Origin of the sequence: Streptomyces sp. NBC_01439, from assembly GCF_036227605.1 — a bacterium.
In the GTDB taxonomy this organism is placed as follows: Bacteria; Actinomycetota; Actinomycetes; order Streptomycetales; family Streptomycetaceae; genus Streptomyces.
On the sequence record NZ_CP109487.1, the window covers coordinates 9531672 to 9546943 of the forward strand.

Genomic DNA, 15272 nt, shown 5'->3' on the forward strand with positions numbered 1-15272 from the left:
CAGAGTGGCCGGCAGGAACGCGTCGAAGGGTGGTGTGCTGGTGGAGTGGGACTGGTGGACGGTGGAGTTCGGAGACGTGCACGCGGGCGCGGCGGGCGTCCTGATCGGCGGTGTTGAGCCGGGTCCGGTGTACTTCGACATCGGGAGCGGCCCGGACGTGCCGTCGACGATGCACTGGACGGCCTACGACGGCCGCTCGCGTCGACCGCGCGCCGAGGCCTTCCGTGCGGTGTGCGCGTGCGGCTGGCGCGGGGCCGCCGAGTACCCGCTGGACTGGGCGACGGTCGGCGACCGCCCCTTGTACGAGGCGGACCTCGACCTCACCGGACCACTCTCGGACTGGACCGCCCGTCTGTGTCTCGTTCGCGACAAGGCGGTGCCGCTGCCCGAACCGCTGGCCGCGCTGCGCGCCGTGGGAGTGGTGGAGCGGATCGCCGCCCGGGTCGGGCGGGAGGCCGCCGCCGCTGTCCGCGACGACGGCATGTCCACTGAAGCGGTGGCCGTCGCGCTGGGCACCACCCGCCCCAAAACCCTCGTCATGCTTCTGACCGCGCAGGACAGATGACGGCAACGCTGCGCACTGTCTCTACCACTGGGACCGGCCCGGCATACGGAGTCGTGAGCACCGCCGAAAAGGTGATCACGTGGCCGGGCCGTTGCCGACGTGGAGTTCGTTCACCCACTCCCGAGCCGCCGCGAGATTCGGGGCTGGCCGACGGGTTCGTGATCGAAGCCGTCCCATTCCTCCAGGACGCGCGGCTCGTCGGGGCAGGGGTGGCCGGCGCCGCCCTGCACGGGCCGGTGGCGCCGGTGGATGTCCAGCGGCGGGCGGCGGTGCTTGGCCATGTGCTCGATGGTCTCAGGCCGCGACCGTGGTCGGACGCGCGGCGGTGAGATCCCTCGCCCGGTTCCGCAGGTCGTTGACCGCGGTGGTCTTGTACGGGCGGGCCGCGTGCAGCAGTGTGTTGAGCCGAGAGGTCACCAGGGTGGAGTCGATTCTGGCCGCGTCGTCGAGCGCCTGCTGGGCGGGGTGGGCTCCGCGTTCGGCCTCGCCCTCGTCGAAGAGCGCGGCGGCGAGCCCGATGCGGTCCATGACGCGTACCCGGTCGAAGCCGGGCTTGTGCAAGGCGTGGATCAGCCGCTGAGGACCAGGGAACGGCGCACACAGGCTCGGTCGGGGTTCTGCTGGAGGACGGCAGCGAGCCGGGGCCGGCGCACTTCGACGTCGGCAGCGGCGCGCACATGCCGTCTCAGACGGCGTGGCACGCGTACGACGGCTGGTTCGGCCGCCCGAAGGCCGCCCTCCTGCGCGGTGCCTGCGTGTGCAGATGGCGCGGCGCCGCTGAATGTTCGCTCGACTGGACCGTGCTCGACGACCAGACGCCCCTGTACGAGGCCGACGTCGACCTGGCCGGGCCGATCACGGACTTCAAGGCCCACCTCACCGTGGTACGCGACGCCGCCGTTCCCCTCCCCGAACCTGTCACCACCCTGCTGACCGCCCTGACACAGAACCTGGAGACCGCGGCGGTGACGGATCTGCTCGTGACACTGAAGGCCCTCGCGGACCTGAGGTACCTGATCGCCGGAGTGGGTGCGGACGCGGCATCGGCGGTGCAGGCCGGCCGGATCCCGATGGAGACGGTCGCGACCGCGCTCTGTGCGAGCGAGACCGCCACCCGCCGGTACGCGAACAGCCATCGTCACCCCTGAGGGACGCCCACCGTCTGTCCGGCCGACGCGATCGCCCCATCTCTGAGCCGAGGCCACGGTCGCGGCCCCTACCAGGACCGGTGCCCGGCCGTTCTGGTTCCGGTGAAGTTCAGGCACTGTGCCATTCGGTAGGCGGGTGGGCGGTGAGATCGGCAGTCATGCGGATGGGACTGGAGACGCAGAAAGCGCAGGCCACGACTCAGGGCGTGATGCCGTGGTTCCCACCGACCGGGAACTCACTCTGCAGGCCTTGCGGAAGCTGGACCGGCCACTGCTGGCCTGGGCACCCGACTTTGAGGTCCACCGGTTCGACTCCGCCGCCTACTACGCCCAGTTTGCCGACGAGGTCCTGTCCCCACTGGAGCAGCAAATAGCCGCGCTCCCGCCGCGCCGGGAGTGGAAGCTGGAGCGGGTCTGGGCGTCGGACGCGGACTCCGACGACGCGCACGCCGACGAGTGCAAGGCGGCCAGCGCCACGATCGGCGGCCGCCGTCTGCACCCCCGTGAACTGGACACCTACGCCGCCCTCGCCTACGAGGCCGCCGGCCGGCCGAGGAGGACGACTTCAGCGCCCCCGACGACGGCACAGCCCTGGACGATCTCACCGGCGACCTCGAAACGGCCCTGGCGTGGGCGGCCGCCGACGTCTGCGTACTCCAGCAGTCCCTGACCACCCGTTCCAGGACGTTCTCCTCTATGGCGACAACGACCACGACAACCGCCCCGACCACCAGATTCCCTTTGCCCATGCCACGCTGCTGAAGCAGAAGGAGGACGTGTCCCTGACCCGCTGAGCTCGTTCTTCAACTTTCTGGTCGCCGCGAGTGTTGCCCGGTGGAACAAAATCGCGATGCGCACCGGCAGCAAGCCGGTCAAACTCGTGAGCATGACTGCGAAGATCACTCGTATCAACCCTGCGCAGCTGCATGAGACGCCCGGCTATCACCACATCACCGTGGTCGAGACCGGTCGTACGGCCTACCTCGCGGGGCAGTGCCCTCTCGATCGGAGTGGTTCCCTCGTCGGTTCCGGATCGCTCGAGGCGCAAGTCGACCAGGTTGTCGCAAACGCACTCGCTGCCTTGGCTGCCGTCGATTCCGAGCCGAAACATGTGGTGCGCTCGGTGATCTATGTGCGGAGCGACGACAGGGGCGTTCTGGGCTCCGCTTGGAGTCGGCTCACCGACTCAGCTCTGGGGCCGGCGTTCACCACCGCCAGCACACTGTTGGGTGTTGCACAACTAGGCTTCACGGGGCAGCTCATTGAAGTGGACCTCACCGTGGCGCTGCCCGACTGAGGCTCTTCGTCTCCAGGTATCGAACCGCGCCCACGGCGCAGGGAAGCGGGAGCCGGATTGGCGCGGGCGGCGGCCGAGGGCGGTGTGCTGGGTGCAGGGCCGCACCGTCGGAGACACGGCGCCGACGAGGGGTCGGTCCGGGAGGGCGCGCTCGCATCCCAGTCCAGCGGGTACTCGGCGACACCGCGCCATCCGCAGGCGCACGCTGCCCGGAGTGCGTCGGCGCCTGGCCGGCGGTGGCGGCCGTCGTAGGTCGACCAGTGCGTCGCGGTGGGCACGTTCGGGCCGTTCCCGACCTCGAAGTACACCGGGCCCGGTTCACCGCCGCCGATGAGGACATGGCCAGGCCTCACCGACTCATTGTCAGAGCGATGCTCCAGACTTTGCCCATGTCCCTCACCTCTTCCACAGTTCGGGCGTCATGGGCCCGGATTGATGCTTGGCTTCGCACACACGCTCCGGCCTCCGCCCGGCTTCTCGCTCCTCCTGCCAATCCCGACGAGGTCGAGAGGGTGCAAGTCGAGATGGCCGTTCGCTTCCCCGAAGACCTGCTGGAATCGCTGGGGTGTCATGACGGGCTCGTCAGCTGGGCCAACATCCTTCCGGAGCAGCCCCCGATACCTCTCGCCGAGATCGTCTCCTTTTGGCGCATGTCCGTGGAGATCGCAGGGGACGACCCGGACCTCTGCGAACCGCACGAGGAGGGCGGCGAGCCTTGGTGGCATCCGCAGTGGATCCCGTGGGCCCAGAGTGACGGGGACTCGCAGGTGATCGACATGCGCGAGGGCCCACAGCAAGGCCGGGTAGGAAGCGCGGCTCATGATGAAACGGCGTCTTTCGCCGACGGATGGCCGTCGCTTTCCGCCTACCTGAACGATGTAGCGGACGTACTCGACCACGGGGGCACGGTCGGCCCGTGGGCACCGTTCCTGACCACTGACGGCGAACTGTGGTGGTCCTCCGAGGGCGAGACCGAACTGAACGGACTCTCTCTCGCGCCCGCCCCGACGTCTCAGGGGGGATGAACAGTTGATATCCCCTGGGAAGCAACCCGGGCACCGCCGACTGTCGCCCCGGTGCCCTCCGGCATAGCCCGAGATTTCTTCCTCGAGATCTTCGCCATCCTGCGCTCGGACGCCATGCGCCTACGGGCCCGGTATCGGAGGATTCGGGGACGGGCCCACGGGGCTCCCGCTCAGAGGCGACGTTGCGTGAGGGCCACCATGAGCCACACGGAGCCCTGTTCATGCGTGGCCGAGCTGCGCAGCCAGGGCTTCGGCAGCGGGTACGGACGCGGCGTGGCGGTGGGCGACCGGTTCAGGTCCGGTCCCTCCCGGTGATGTCGGGCGGGGTCGGTGGTCGCGTGCATTGGCGGAGGCTCCGGACCCGGAGCAGGTGCGGGCGGCGTTGCGGGGCCCGATGGGTGCGGGGTGGCGGCGGATTGACTGACGGAGGCCTTGGGGGTGCCGCTGCCGCTGCCGCGGCTGTGCCCGGCGCGGTCGGCGAGTGGCATCACGCCGGCGATGTCTGCTGCGCTTCACGAGACCAGGACCAGCTCCGTACGGGCCCGGTGGAGAAACTCGGCGACGGGCTTCTCCCGGCCGCCAGGGGGCGATGGTCGTGGTGATGTCGGCGACGTAGCCGCGGACCCGGGCGGAGGTTCCTGAACAGCGGTGATGCGCTGACCGCTTGAGCCTGCCATTGTCGGCCAACAGGCCGCCGACGCGTCCGGGTGACGTAGTCGGCACAGACTGCTATCTGCTATCTGCTATCTGCCATCGGTGAACACCGTCCCGATGGGGGCGCAACAGTCATTACCGTTCAGTCCCATGACGACGGTCACCACCCGTACGGTCGAGTATCCGGCCGACAACCTGACGATGATCGGATACCTCGCGCTCCCGGCCGGCGCCGAGCCTCGGCCCGCCGTCCTGATCGGACCCGAGGGGGTGGGGCTCAGCGACGTCGAGCGCCGCCGGGCCGAGGCTCTGGCCGAGCTGGGGTACGTGGCGCTGGCCTTCGACCTCCACGGCGGACGCTACTTGGAAGACCCAGAGGAAATGTTGGCCCGGTGCATGCCGCTGCTCGCCGACCCTGACCGGATGCGAGACATCGGTCACGCAGCGCTCGACGTGTTGCGCGCCGAACCACGGGCCGACCTCGACCGGACCGCCGCCGTCGGCTACGGCACCGGGGGCGCAGTCGCACTCGAGCTCGGTCGCGATGGCGTCGACCTGCGTGCGATTGGGACGGTCAACGCACTGACGACGGGCCGACCGGGCGAGGCGGCACGCATTCGCTGCCCGGTGTGGGCCGGGGTCGGTTCGGAAGACCTGATCATGCCGCCCGCGCAACGGGTCGCGTTCACCGAAGAGATGCAGGCCGCGGGCATCGACTGGCGCCTCACGGTCTACGGGGGAGCCCTTCACGCCTTCCACCACCCACCGGTCGACCACACCGTGCCTCCCGGCGTCGGCTACCACCCACGGCACGCACAGCGAGCCTGGCGTGACATCGTCGCCCTGCTCGCCGAGTGTCTGCCGATCACGGATTGATCCGATCGGCTCCTGATGCTCACTCCTGCCCGTTGTCGCCCTCGTCCAGTTCGGGCGCGTCCGGGTCTCGCAACGGCCGCCGGGCGCCGTCGGCCGGGGTGGAGGCGGTTACGCAGTAGCGGCCGAGCAGGTGCAGGTTACGGTGCTTGAGCGGGGACAGGCCTTCCTCCCGCCCGCACCACAGCCCTCGCCGGACGGCGACCCGCACCGAACGGCGGATCATCAACGTCCGTCTCACCCGCTGGTGAGGACCGGCCCGCATCGCCGGATTGCTGAACGTGCCCGCCTCCACCCTTCACCGTGTCCTGGTCCGCTACCGGATCGCCCGCCTGACACATCTGGACAGGACCACCAGCCGCGTCATACGCCGCTACCAACGCGAACGCCCAGGCGAGCTGGTCCACGTCGACATCAAAAAGCTCGCGAACATCCCCGATGGCGGGGGCCACAGGGTGCTGGGCCGACCGGCGGGCCGCAAGACCAAGTCCGGCGTCGGCTACCAGTACATCCACACCGCGGTCGACGACCACCCCCGCCCCGCCTACAGCGAGATCCACGCCGACGAGAAGAAGGAAACCGCCACCGCGTTCTGGAGCAGGGCCCATGCCTACTACGCCAGCGTCGGGATCACCGTCGAACGCGTCCTGACCGACAACGGTTCCTGCTGCAAATCCCACACCTGGCGCGATGCCCTGGCAGCGGCCGGGATCACCCACAAGCGAACCCGGCCCTACCGCCCCCAGACCAACGGCAAGGTCGAGCGCCTCAACCGCACCCTGCTCGACGAATGGGCCTACGCCCGCCCCTACCGATCAGCGCAGGAACGACGTAAAGCGTTCCCCAGTGGCTGCACTCCTACAATCGCCACCGCGGACACACCGCGCTCGCAGGCAAACCACCCGCCAGCCGCGTCCCCAGCCTCACTGGGCAATAAACCTAGTCGTCGATCCCTAGGTCAGAGCGCATGGCCACTTTCAGCGATCCCAGGTGGATCCAGACCTCCTGGTGGAGTTCATCTTCCAGGGAGCCGAGTTCTTCCAGGTACGCGGAGGGTTCCGCACCGTACCGCTTGAGCTTGCCGTACGCAGCGTTCATGTGGCTCTTGGCTGTGTTCGATGCTTGCAACACTGCACCCGGAACGATCATCTGAGACTCTGCGTAGATGTCCCGGTAGGAGAGCCTGGCCGTCTCCAAGTTCCCCCGGGTCGTGTCGACGTCCGCGCCGCATCGAAGTGCGTGGGCATAGCGGGTCATCGCAGTCAGGTACTGGCGCGAAGCGGTGTTCAGCGCGACGTAGCAGGCGCGGCGTCGTTCGAGGCTCTCGCTCTGCCATTGTCTGGCCTGCTCGGCGCGGAGCAGCTCCTCGGCATGACCACGCTCTTCACGCTGTTGTTCAGCGGCGGCCTGCAGCTCCATTCGCTTGGTTCGGTCCGCCCGGTTCTGCGTCAGCAGCGCGGCCCCCAGTGTGCCCACCACGCCAACCATGGCGATCAGTAGCCCAGTCCAACCAGCTCCCACGACGCCCCCTTCGTGCATTCGGAAGATCGCCCCCCTCGCGGTCAAGGCGCTCCTCCTGTGCGTCACAGGTCCCGAGAGAGGGCTCCGACCATCCTGACGGGGGCACGCGTCCGGCACGCCCCGAACGCGCAAGGAGCCCACCCCGGCTCCGACCACGTTGCTCCGGTCGGCCAGAGCACGCGTACGGGGTGCCGGTGCGTTCGGCGCAGGCGACGACGTCGGCGGTTCCGCCGTAGCCCCAGGCCGGCTTGCCGTTCCAGACAGCGAGGAAGAGGTCGGAGAGGCCGACGAGAACTTCGCTGCCTGCCATGTGTGCTGTGGAGTCGGGGGTGGTCATGCCGGTGTGGTGGACCTCGATGGTCGCGTGGTGGAGGCGGTCGTAGACGGGCCAGTGGGCTTCGGGCAGGTTCTGCCGGTACTCGTGTGCCGGGACCACGGCTTCGAGGCGGCCGCCGTGCGCGAGGATGGTTTCCGCCCACCACGCATCGGGGCCGTCCGCGGTGCAGGACACCGCAATGAGCTCTCCCGCGGGGAACTCGCGGACGTCCTGTTCCAGGAGCGTTGCACCTGTGCGTCGACCTCGGCTTTCAGGCCCCGTTGCCCGGCGATCCCCACCCCCATACCCAACCCCCTTCTTTCGTTCGCTACATGTAGACGTCGTGCAGGCACTCGTCGAACTGTCGCACCACCTTTGGTGGGGAGGAGAGCGTGACGGCAGCGGGCCGCCCCGACCGGTCGAATGCGGCCTCGATCCGGCCGGCCGCGAGGTGTCCGGCAGCCAGGTCCAGGACGATCAGGGCGCCCTGTCTATCGGTACCGCCCGCGAGCGCCTCGGTCTCGGCGGACAGCACCCAGTCCGGCCGCTCCAGCTTGGCCCGCAGGCGACCCGGGCCGCGGCCACCTTCTCGGGCCCGAAGCGGAACACCCACGGCCACGGAGGCGGGTCGGCCGGGAGAGCCTCGGCCGCCGATCGGCATCGGGTCAACGCCCGGTCCCCAGCGGACCCGTCGCCGCCGGCGGCGTGCGAGAGGGCTTCCACGGATGACAGCCACGCGTCCGTGACCGGCGGGCGCTGCGGTCCGAGGACCTCGCGCGCCCGCGCGGCGAGGCTGAGGGCCTGGGGCCGTTTCCGGTGTGGGCCTCGAACTGCGCGAGGCTGCCGATCTGGTAGGCGGCCAGGGGCGGGTCGCCCGCCGTACGGGCGGCGCGGATGGCGGAGCCGTACCAGGTGCGGGCGGACCCGTGGTCGCCCATGTCCCACGCCAGCCACCCGGCCAGGCTCGCGGTTTCACAGCCGGCCGCGGCCAGCCGTGCCCGGTGGGCGTCCGAGCGGGCATCACGGCTCACGGACTGGATCAGCCTCAGATGGGCGTGCATGCTCTCGGAGAGCTCCCGCGACGGGGCCGAGCCGTCCAGCCGACGCAACGCGGTGGTGTTCAGGCGCAGGGCGGCGCTCTGACCGCCGTCGGCATCGGCCGGTGCCGACGGGGGAGTAGTGGCCGCCGCCGCGACGGCGAACCCGAGCAGGTTGCGGCGTTCCACGTCCTGGGATCCGTCCTGTAACGCGTGCTGGTCGGCGAGTCCGACCAGCGGCGGCGGGATCTGTAGACGGGCGGCCACCCGGGCGAGGACGTCCATGCGGTAGGCGCTCGTTCCGTGTTGCTCCAGACGGGACACCGCCGGCTGCGACAGCCCGCAGACCTGCCGCTGCGTCAGCTGCGCCGACGTCCTGGCCAGTTCGATGACGCGACCGTAGTTCCCGTCGCGGGCCGTGGCCCGCACTTCCGGAGCCCTGAGATCCACCGGCTCACTTCCCCCACGCTACGGCTGTGGATGCGCCATGGCGGCCCCTGATCGGCGGTGAAGAGCCAGGACCTCTGTACTGTCGATGTCGGGAGCAGTCCGAACGTGCCGTCGACGACGCATTGGACGGCCTACGACGGCCGCTTGCGCCGCCCCCGCCCCCGCCCCCGCGCCCGAAGCCCTCCGCGCGACCTGCGCCTGCGGCACGGCTGGCGCGGCGCCGCCGAATACCCGCTCGACTGGGCGACGATCGGCGACCAGCCTCTGTACGAAGCGGATGTCAACCTTGCATGGCGGAACGCCGGTCTGGTGATGGAACCTCAATGGGCGGGCGGTCGGGGCGTGCAGGCGGGGTGTGATGAACTGACGTTTCGTTTATCGAAGGTCGGAGGGGGAAGACGTGGCAGCCGAAGAGACGGCCCTGGAGGGGTCCGTTCCCGTAGATGGCGCATCGGGGCGGGCGGAGAAGGCCCGCCGGGACGCCCGCCGGATCGAACGGTGGTCCATCGCGTGGATGCTCCTGGCCATGGCGGTCTGGGGATTCTTCGTCTTCCTCATGGTCGCCGACTACGGTCCGGAGACACCGTCGCACCGGGGGAGCAGCAGTTTGTGCCGCGGCCCGTTGGTCGAGCCGTGGCCTGGCAGCATGACCTGCCGCGACGCCGAGCTGCGCCAGTGGCCAGCGCTTCTGGGCATCCTCGCGCTGGCGGTCGTATCGACAGTGCTCGCCGCGGCGACCACGGTGTATGCCAAGGTTCTCTCGCGCTTGGCTCCCGGCGGCGAGCTCGTCGTGGAGCAGCAGGGCCGAACCTGACACGAAGAGCTCGGGTTCTGTTGCGGGGGCAGCGCGCCTGCAGCTGCAGTTATGGCCAGGGGCAGGAGTGCGTCACGCCTGCGCCTAGGCGCATGGCGTGCATAGCGGTGCCGGACCCAGAGGTGATCGCAGGACCCCGCTCCGCCCAGCACGGGAGTGGGGTGGCGCGTCCTGCGCGGCGGGTGCGGTCTGGTCGTCGACACGGACGAAGTCGACGCTGGGGTCGTACGGGGCGCGACGCCCTCCGTAATGGCGCCCTGGTCCGCGTCTCCGGAGGCTGGCCCAGCCACCTACCGTCGCGCTCACGAACCGGCTGGCCCAGGCAACACGGTCGGTACGGCGACCGCTCTGCCGGGTAGGCCGACGGCGGCACCGAGCAGGAAGACCCCGGCCCCCAACGGCTCCACACCCACCAGTACCCACGTGCCCCCGGCAGGTGAATCCCAACATCGACGATCTGTCGCACCGCTCCCGGTCGAACGACTCCGACCGATAGGCGGTGCTCCAGGGTTCCCACCGATATTGCGGACGCGAGCAACCGGAAGATCAACACGCCGGCGGTGGCCGTCGGTGCGGCCGGCCCTGTGGGTCAGACGGCGGGTTCGAAGGTGATCCGGGCGTTGGGGCAGCCGGCCGCGTACCGCAGGAGCGCCTCGCGTTCGGCGGGGTCGACGGCGAGGCCCCAGCGGTGCTTGGTGGTGACCCATTCGCCGAGGTAGCGGCAGTGGACCGCGGGCATCGGCGTCCAGGTGGCCGGGGCCTGGTCGGACTTCTGACGATTGGAGCGGACGGTGACGCCGACGAGGGTGACGTCCGAGCCCAAGTCGTTGGCGTAGCGGCGCCGGCGTTCGGTGGTCCAGCCGTACCCGCCACTTGGCGGGGAGCGCCATTCGAGACGTGCGGCATTCCAGATCCCGCGTCACTGTGCACCCCGTCAGGGGCTAGCCGCTTCCTTCGGATCACCGCTGCGATTCTCCTCGGCCAAGGCGAGGGCGGCCTCGCGCATGACGGCAACTGTTCCCGTGAGCCAGCGGCCGACAGCGGCCAGTTCGGACTCGTCGAGGCCTTGCACCACTTCGGCCATCCCCGCCGTCATCGGGGCCATGGCCGCACCCAGGACGCGGCGGTGCGCGGCTGTGGCGGTCAGGGTGAACCGGCGGCGGTCGCCGGGATCCCTGGCGCGTTCGACGTATCCGAGCGCGGCCAGCCGGTCGATGATCTTGGTGATGGCAGCGTTGCTGAGGCCGGTTTCACCCACGAGCCGACCGGGAGTGGTGCCGGGAGTGCGGGCGATGATGCCGAGCACCTTGTGCTCGGTGGCGTTGACGTGCAGGCGGGCCGCGAGCTGCTCGTGGTAGAGCACCACCCACAGGCTGAGCTCGTGGCCCAGCGCGGCGCCGTCCCGTTCGGTACTCATGCCGGCCAGCGTACAAGTCTTTCACTTTGGTGAAAAAAACTACTTCACCAAAGTGAAAGGATGTGATGGGATCAGCCGCATGACCACCCCCCTGGTACCGACCCGCTCGCGCCCGCATCGCCTCGGTCCGCCCTCGGCCGCGCTGCTCGGCCGCGTGTACCTCGCCGCCCTCATCACCCACCTGCCGATCCTGGCGGTGCTCCTTGCGCCCCAGGGCCGCAGCCGGGTCAGCTCGGAAAGCACGGCGGGACTGCTGAACGCACTCCTCGTCGGGCTCGTCATCGCAGCCGTGGTCCTGGTGCCAGTGGTCTGCGCCCGGGTCGCCCCGGCAGGCCCGCGGTGGCAGCCCGGGACCGCGCTCGCCGGAGTCCGGTCCCTGATCCGTACTGACCGACGGGCCTGGCTGCGGCGCCTGGGGGAGTTGACCGTCCTCTACATCGCCGCCCAGCTCCTGGGCGGGCTCGTTGCCCAGTTCCTTCCGTACATTTGGGAGAACCCCCTGTACGGCAGCGAGCCGGGGGCGGCGCAGTGGGAGTTCCACTACGTCAACTTCGCTCTCCAGGGTGTCGTCATCTACGTGGCGGTGTGCGCGGCGACCGCGTGGTACGCCTGCCGGTTGCGGCAGCTGCTGGAGGTCTGATCGGCAGCACATCGGCCTTGGGCCTGGTGACCTGTTCGCCATCCCAGAACGCCATGTTCCACGCCGAACCTTCGCGCACCAGACGCCGGCGCGCCCTTACCGACGGGCCTCCACACCCCGGGCCCTGATTCAGTCGTCAGGCAAGTCCGCCAGGCCGTGCCGGCTATTATCCGCCCCGTCGGGCCGATTCGGCAGATCTACACTGAGCTGCGAGAACGCTGAGGGGGAACAGGACCATGGGCGTGAGTACGGGTGTGGGTACGAGCAATGCTGTGGACGGCGAGTCCGCCCTGATCTCCGCGGTCCAGGCCGGGGACACGGACCTGGTGAGGATCCTTCTCCATGAGAACAGCGACTCCGACTGCGTGGACGCCGCGTTCTGCTTGGCGGTCCGGATGCACGCCGGGCACATCGCCCAACTGCTGCTCCAGTACGGTGCGGATTCGGGCCGGAGCGGGCCCGAGGATCTGATCCCTTTGCGTGAGGCGGTCGACTCGGGTTCGCCCGCTCTGTTCGAGGCGCTCCTGGACCACAGGATCCGGGGCAGGTATCCCGAATCTGAACTCCTGGAGGCGCGGGACCTCGCCCGCCGCTGGCACGAGACGGGGGTCGAGGCCGAACTGAGGCGCCGCACCGGTTCCCGGGATACCGTCGTCCGTAGGCAGGTGCAAGACGACGAGTACAACAGGGTCGACGAGTGCACCCTTGGTGGCACGACCGTGCGGGACGGCCACGGGGCGATCCTCACGTACGTCGAGGACCTGCTCGGGGTCCGGACGTCGTTCGAGGATCTGATGGATCGCGCGTTGACCATCGCCGACCAGAACCACCCGACATGGGGCGGGGTCACCCTCCTGCTGGCCGGCCGACGCGACCAGGCGACCTGGACAGCTGCCGCAGCGCTGCGCACGAACCCGGACCCGTCCCGCCGGTTGTTCGGTGCCGAGGTGCTCCGGGTTACCCATCTGCTCGACCCCAGCGACGAGGACGCGTTCGCTGGTCCCGCTCTGAACATGTTTACCGAATGGTCGGCCGAGGAGACGGACCTCGCCGTGCTCACCGAGGTGCTGGTCGCTCTTGGGGAGCACATCGACCCCCGCGCGGAGGTGGCCCTTTTGCCTCACGCCGGCCATTCTGATGCCGGGGTGCGGCGTGCGGTCGCGCAGGGGTTCAGCGAGTGGTCCTCGCCGCCGGCTTTTTCCGGCGATGCTCGCACGGCGTTGCTGCGGCTGATGACCGATCCGGACGCGGTGGTACGGAAGACCGCATGCTGCGTGGTTGCCGAGGGCAGGGACCACGATCCCAACTTCGCGGACGCCATGGCTGCTGTGCTGGACGACACGAACCGTCTGGTCCGGCTGGCCGCCGTCTACGGGCTTGCCCTCCACGACGATGAACGGTGTGTGGAAGCAGCACGCCTTCTCGGCCCGCCGCAGCGCGGTTCCCTGGAAGAAGAGGGCTACCTCGAAGCGGTGTGGCGTTACGAATGGCGTCGCGACGACCGCTGGACATCCCCGCCTGTGCCTGTCAGCTGATCCAGAGCCGGGAATACCGCACGGTTCGAATGACGCTCCCCGCCAGCTTTGCGTGCGGCGTTGCCGACGGGCCCTAAAGCTGCGGCCCGTCGATGGAATCGGCCTCCGTACTGTTGGGAGTGCTCCAGCGCCGTCGAGCGTGCTCCCGCTGGGCGGCGGCACTGGGGATGGCAGCGATGGCATCGATGGGGCGGTTCTGCCTGATCAGCAGCTTGGCGAGGTCTGTGGCTGCCGTGAGTCCTGGATGGGTGCGGAGCAGCTCCATTGCTTCGTCTGATCTGCCGTCCTGTGCCAGCAGCGAGGCGATGGTGATGTCCCGCTCGTCGGCATACAGGTCGGGATCCGCTGCGACCTCCGCGATGGCTTCGCGGCATCGCCCGGTTTCTCCCATCAACCACCATCGAGTGGACGGCACCCAGTACGTCTCTTCGAGGAAGTCCTGGCTGCACTCATCCAGGAGTCGCAATGCCCGTTCCTGGAGGCCGTTCTCGGCGAGCATGCGCACCGCGACATACAGGAGGCCCTCCCAAGGGTCCTCGAAGGTGGGGCGTACTACCTCGACGGCCTCGTCAATTCGGTCCTGTCCGGCTAGCAGATCCATGAGGAGGGACTGGCAGCTACCCGGGTAGTCGGTGGCGGCGATGAGTTCGCGCAACAAGGTCTCGGCCTCGCCCGTCCGTCCTGCGTCCTGGAGCGCCCCCACCAGGGGACGCAGTGCCTCGCGTGCATGGCCACCAGTGGTGACTGCTCGGTGCAGCTCCTCTATCCGTCCGTGCCGGGCGAGGAGCCCCACGTAGGTCTCGACCGTGTTCTGGGGTCCGTACCGGCGGGCGGCCACGTCGGTGCCGAGGACGCTGATCGCCTCGTCGACCCGCCCTGATCTCTCCAAGACCTCGGCCTGCAAGTCCAAGGTTTCCCAGTGCCTGTGCGATCCGCCTTGGGTTTGCACGCGTCTGGCCTCCTGCGCGAGCGGGACAAGCAGCGCCAGGACTCGGTCGTCCCTACCCTGCCCTTCGGTCATCTCTACGAGAGACCGTGGTATCCGACCGTCCGACAGGTGAGGTTCGAGGACCGTGATCGCCTCGTCCACACACCCGGTCTTCACCAGGACTTCGGCGTAGGCACGGCACGCCTCGACTGCCTGCCACGCCGTTTCGTCCGGGCGCACCAAGGCCAGTGCCTCATCGATCCGGCCCCACCGGACCAAGATGTCGGCACCCGCTGAAAGAGCAGGCAGCCAGCCGGAATCCGCGAACGGCTTCATCACGGCCCAGGCCCGTTCGAATTCTTCTGTGGTACAGAGCTCACGTGCCGCGCCTCGTGCGCAGAACCAGTCCCCGCGCCTGTCGGCGGCCTCCACCACGAGATCCAGGTGCCCACCTTCCACGAGGAGGTCCACCACTTGTGGTGGGACTCCACCCCAGTTGTCTGCTTGCCACTGAAGATCTTCAACGTTCACGGGGACAGCTTAGAAACCACCGCCGACATGACGGTTTTGAGCCGGGGTGCAGGGGTGGGCGCCGAGGTCGATCGTGAGCTGGTCTGTGCGGCAGAGAGGCGAGGCTGGGGCCTCTCTCCGGTCGAGGCGCGTGGAATGCCGCATGGTTCGAATGACGCTCTCCGCCAGCTGGGGCGTTCGGGTGGACGGCGGCGCGTCGTGCGGCGCGGCGTGAGGCATACGCGAATGACCAAGGTCAGCTCTCCTCGCTGGTCGCGGTGACGGCTCGTTCGAACCGGTTGGAGGCGGACCGAGACTTGGCGGAGTGGCTGCCGCCGGCGCCGGATGCGCTGTGTCGGTACGGCGCGGAGTGGATCGCGATCAAGCTCTGCTGGGGCCTCGCGGTCGACGAGGCCGAGCGGGACCGGCTGCTGGACATCGCGGCCTGCTGCGGCGGCACGGATGTGGAGTTCACCCCCGCCCCGTGGGTCGAGGGCCGGTGCAGGAGGGGCCGCTACCACGTCAGGCGTGGCTTCGCGGTG

Annotated in this window: 20 protein-coding genes and 2 pseudogenes; 11 read left to right on the top strand and 11 right to left on the bottom strand. The window is 69.2% G+C overall.

Annotated features, from left to right (window positions below; all coding sequences use genetic code 11):
• Window positions 1-4 precede the first annotated feature (4 nt).
• Window positions 5-565, top strand: a complete 561-nt coding sequence (locus OG207_RS43660) for a hypothetical protein (protein WP_329107310.1) — start codon at window positions 5-7, stop codon at window positions 563-565.
• 110 nt (window positions 566-675) lie between these two features.
• On the opposite strand, the gene OG207_RS43665 is transcribed toward OG207_RS43660, so the two are convergent.
• Both OG207_RS43665 and OG207_RS43670 read right to left on the bottom strand, forming a co-directional pair.
• Entirely contained in the window at window positions 676-846 is a 171-nt protein-coding gene (locus tag OG207_RS43665) for a hypothetical protein (RefSeq protein WP_329107312.1), read from the bottom strand.
• A 13-nt stretch (window positions 847-859) separates the two neighbouring features.
• Window positions 860-1126 carry a hypothetical protein gene (locus tag OG207_RS43670; protein WP_329107314.1) on the bottom strand — a complete coding sequence of 89 codons (267 nt, stop codon included), beginning with the start codon at window positions 1124-1126 and terminating at the stop codon, window positions 860-862.
• A gap of 116 nt (window positions 1127-1242) precedes the next feature.
• On the opposite strand from OG207_RS43670, the gene OG207_RS43675 reads away from it, so the two are divergent.
• The 4 genes from OG207_RS43675 (at window position 1243) to OG207_RS43690 (ending at window position 4035) form a co-directional block, all read left to right on the top strand.
• Complete coding sequence (locus tag OG207_RS43675) at window positions 1243-1713, top strand: hypothetical protein (protein ID WP_329107316.1); 471 nt, start codon at window positions 1243-1245, stop codon at window positions 1711-1713.
• A gap of 250 nt (window positions 1714-1963) precedes the next feature.
• Window positions 1964-2383, top strand: a complete 420-nt coding sequence (locus OG207_RS43680) for a hypothetical protein (protein ID WP_329107318.1) — start codon at window positions 1964-1966, stop codon at window positions 2381-2383.
• 216 nt (window positions 2384-2599) lie between these two features.
• Window positions 2600-3010 (top strand): RidA family protein, encoded by a 411-nt coding sequence (locus tag OG207_RS43685; protein WP_329107320.1) that lies wholly within the window; start codon window positions 2600-2602, stop codon window positions 3008-3010.
• Window positions 3011-3399: 389 nt separating this feature from the next.
• Window positions 3400-4035, top strand: a complete 636-nt coding sequence (locus OG207_RS43690; RefSeq protein WP_329107322.1) for an SMI1/KNR4 family protein — start codon at window positions 3400-3402, stop codon at window positions 4033-4035.
• Between the two features lie 170 nt (window positions 4036-4205).
• Here the strand turns inward: OG207_RS43690 and OG207_RS43695 are convergent, their stop codons facing one another.
• Window positions 4206-4379, bottom strand: coding sequence for a hypothetical protein (locus OG207_RS43695; protein ID WP_329107324.1), 174 nt, complete (start codon window positions 4377-4379; stop codon window positions 4206-4208).
• Window positions 4380-4839: 460 nt separating this feature from the next.
• Between OG207_RS43695 and OG207_RS43700 the strand changes: the two genes are divergently transcribed.
• Window positions 4840-5565 (top strand): dienelactone hydrolase family protein, encoded by a 726-nt coding sequence (locus OG207_RS43700; RefSeq protein WP_329107326.1) that lies wholly within the window; start codon window positions 4840-4842, stop codon window positions 5563-5565.
• A 19-nt stretch (window positions 5566-5584) separates the two neighbouring features.
• On the opposite strand, the gene OG207_RS43705 is transcribed toward OG207_RS43700, so the two are convergent.
• Window positions 5585-5788 carry a hypothetical protein gene (locus OG207_RS43705; RefSeq protein WP_329108320.1) on the bottom strand — a complete coding sequence of 68 codons (204 nt, stop codon included), beginning with the start codon at window positions 5786-5788 and terminating at the stop codon, window positions 5585-5587.
• On the opposite strand from OG207_RS43705, the pseudogene OG207_RS43710 reads away from it, so the two are divergent.
• Window positions 5730-6499 (top strand): annotated as a pseudogene (locus OG207_RS43710) (IS481 family transposase); the annotation flags it as partial. The gene OG207_RS43705 and the pseudogene OG207_RS43710 sit on opposite strands and share 59 nt — an antisense overlap.
• A gap of 2 nt (window positions 6500-6501) precedes the next feature.
• On the opposite strand, the gene OG207_RS43715 reads toward OG207_RS43710, so the two are convergent.
• The 3 genes from OG207_RS43715 to OG207_RS43725 form a co-directional block, all read right to left on the bottom strand.
• The gene (locus OG207_RS43715; RefSeq protein ID WP_329107328.1) at window positions 6502-7050 is read right to left on the bottom strand and encodes a hypothetical protein; all 549 of its coding nucleotides are present in this window, start codon (window positions 7048-7050) and stop codon (window positions 6502-6504) included.
• Window positions 7051-7727: 677 nt separating this feature from the next.
• The gene (locus tag OG207_RS43720; protein WP_329107330.1) at window positions 7728-8012 is read right to left on the bottom strand and encodes a hypothetical protein; all 285 of its coding nucleotides are present in this window, start codon (window positions 8010-8012) and stop codon (window positions 7728-7730) included.
• Between the two features lie 52 nt (window positions 8013-8064).
• On the bottom strand, window positions 8065-8886 hold the full coding sequence (locus OG207_RS43725) for a helix-turn-helix domain-containing protein (protein ID WP_329107332.1): 822 nt from the start codon (window positions 8884-8886) through the stop codon (window positions 8065-8067).
• Between the two features lie 400 nt (window positions 8887-9286).
• On the opposite strand from OG207_RS43725, the gene OG207_RS43730 reads away from it, so the two are divergent.
• The gene (locus tag OG207_RS43730; RefSeq protein WP_329107334.1) at window positions 9287-9700 is read left to right on the top strand and encodes a hypothetical protein; all 414 of its coding nucleotides are present in this window, start codon (window positions 9287-9289) and stop codon (window positions 9698-9700) included.
• Between the two features lie 589 nt (window positions 9701-10289).
• On the opposite strand, the gene OG207_RS43735 is transcribed toward OG207_RS43730, so the two are convergent.
• A complete protein-coding gene (locus tag OG207_RS43735; protein ID WP_329107336.1) occupies window positions 10290-10523 on the bottom strand; it encodes a hypothetical protein in 234 nt (77 codons plus the stop codon).
• 111 nt (window positions 10524-10634) lie between these two features.
• Window positions 10635-11117: a MarR family winged helix-turn-helix transcriptional regulator gene (locus tag OG207_RS43740; protein WP_329107338.1), complete on the bottom strand. Its 483-nt coding sequence runs from the start codon at window positions 11115-11117 to the stop codon at window positions 10635-10637.
• Between the two features lie 79 nt (window positions 11118-11196).
• Between OG207_RS43740 and OG207_RS43745 the strand changes: the two genes are divergently transcribed.
• The 3 genes and pseudogenes from OG207_RS43745 (at window position 11197) to OG207_RS43750 (ending at window position 13292) form a co-directional block, all read left to right on the top strand.
• Window positions 11197-11757, top strand: coding sequence for a hypothetical protein (locus OG207_RS43745; RefSeq protein WP_329107340.1), 561 nt, complete (start codon window positions 11197-11199; stop codon window positions 11755-11757).
• Between the two features lie 236 nt (window positions 11758-11993).
• Window positions 11994-12116, top strand: a pseudogene (locus OG207_RS44235) (hypothetical protein); the annotation flags it as partial.
• A 6-nt stretch (window positions 12117-12122) separates the two neighbouring features.
• Complete coding sequence (locus OG207_RS43750) at window positions 12123-13292, top strand: HEAT repeat domain-containing protein (protein ID WP_329107342.1); 1170 nt, start codon at window positions 12123-12125, stop codon at window positions 13290-13292.
• A 73-nt stretch (window positions 13293-13365) separates the two neighbouring features.
• Here the strand turns inward: OG207_RS43750 and OG207_RS43755 are convergent, their stop codons facing one another.
• Window positions 13366-14751: a tetratricopeptide repeat protein gene (locus OG207_RS43755; RefSeq protein WP_329107344.1), complete on the bottom strand. Its 1386-nt coding sequence runs from the start codon at window positions 14749-14751 to the stop codon at window positions 13366-13368.
• 235 nt (window positions 14752-14986) lie between these two features.
• Window positions 14987-15205, bottom strand: coding sequence for a hypothetical protein (locus OG207_RS43760; protein WP_329107346.1), 219 nt, complete (start codon window positions 15203-15205; stop codon window positions 14987-14989).
• Window positions 15206-15272 lie beyond the last annotated feature (67 nt).

Coding starts and splice junctions, on each gene's coding strand:
- OG207_RS43665 (WP_329107312.1), bottom strand. CDS start 846: ATGGCCAAGCACCGCCGCCCGCCGCTGGACATCCACCGGCGCCACCGG.
- OG207_RS43675 (WP_329107316.1), top strand. CDS start 1,243: ATGCCGTCTCAGACGGCGTGGCACGCGTACGACGGCTGGTTCGGCCGC.
- OG207_RS43685 (WP_329107320.1), top strand. CDS start 2,600: ATGACTGCGAAGATCACTCGTATCAACCCTGCGCAGCTGCATGAGACG.
- OG207_RS43690 (WP_329107322.1), top strand. CDS start 3,400: ATGTCCCTCACCTCTTCCACAGTTCGGGCGTCATGGGCCCGGATTGAT.
- OG207_RS43695 (WP_329107324.1), bottom strand. CDS start 4,379: ATGCACGCGACCACCGACCCCGCCCGACATCACCGGGAGGGACCGGAC.
- OG207_RS43700 (WP_329107326.1), top strand. CDS start 4,840: ATGACGACGGTCACCACCCGTACGGTCGAGTATCCGGCCGACAACCTG.
- OG207_RS43705 (WP_329108320.1), bottom strand. CDS start 5,788: ATGATCCGCCGTTCGGTGCGGGTCGCCGTCCGGCGAGGGCTGTGGTGC.
- OG207_RS43715 (WP_329107328.1), bottom strand. CDS start 7,050: ATGGTTGGCGTGGTGGGCACACTGGGGGCCGCGCTGCTGACGCAGAAC.
- OG207_RS43740 (WP_329107338.1), bottom strand. CDS start 11,117: ATGAGTACCGAACGGGACGGCGCCGCGCTGGGCCACGAGCTCAGCCTG.
- OG207_RS43745 (WP_329107340.1), top strand. CDS start 11,197: ATGACCACCCCCCTGGTACCGACCCGCTCGCGCCCGCATCGCCTCGGT.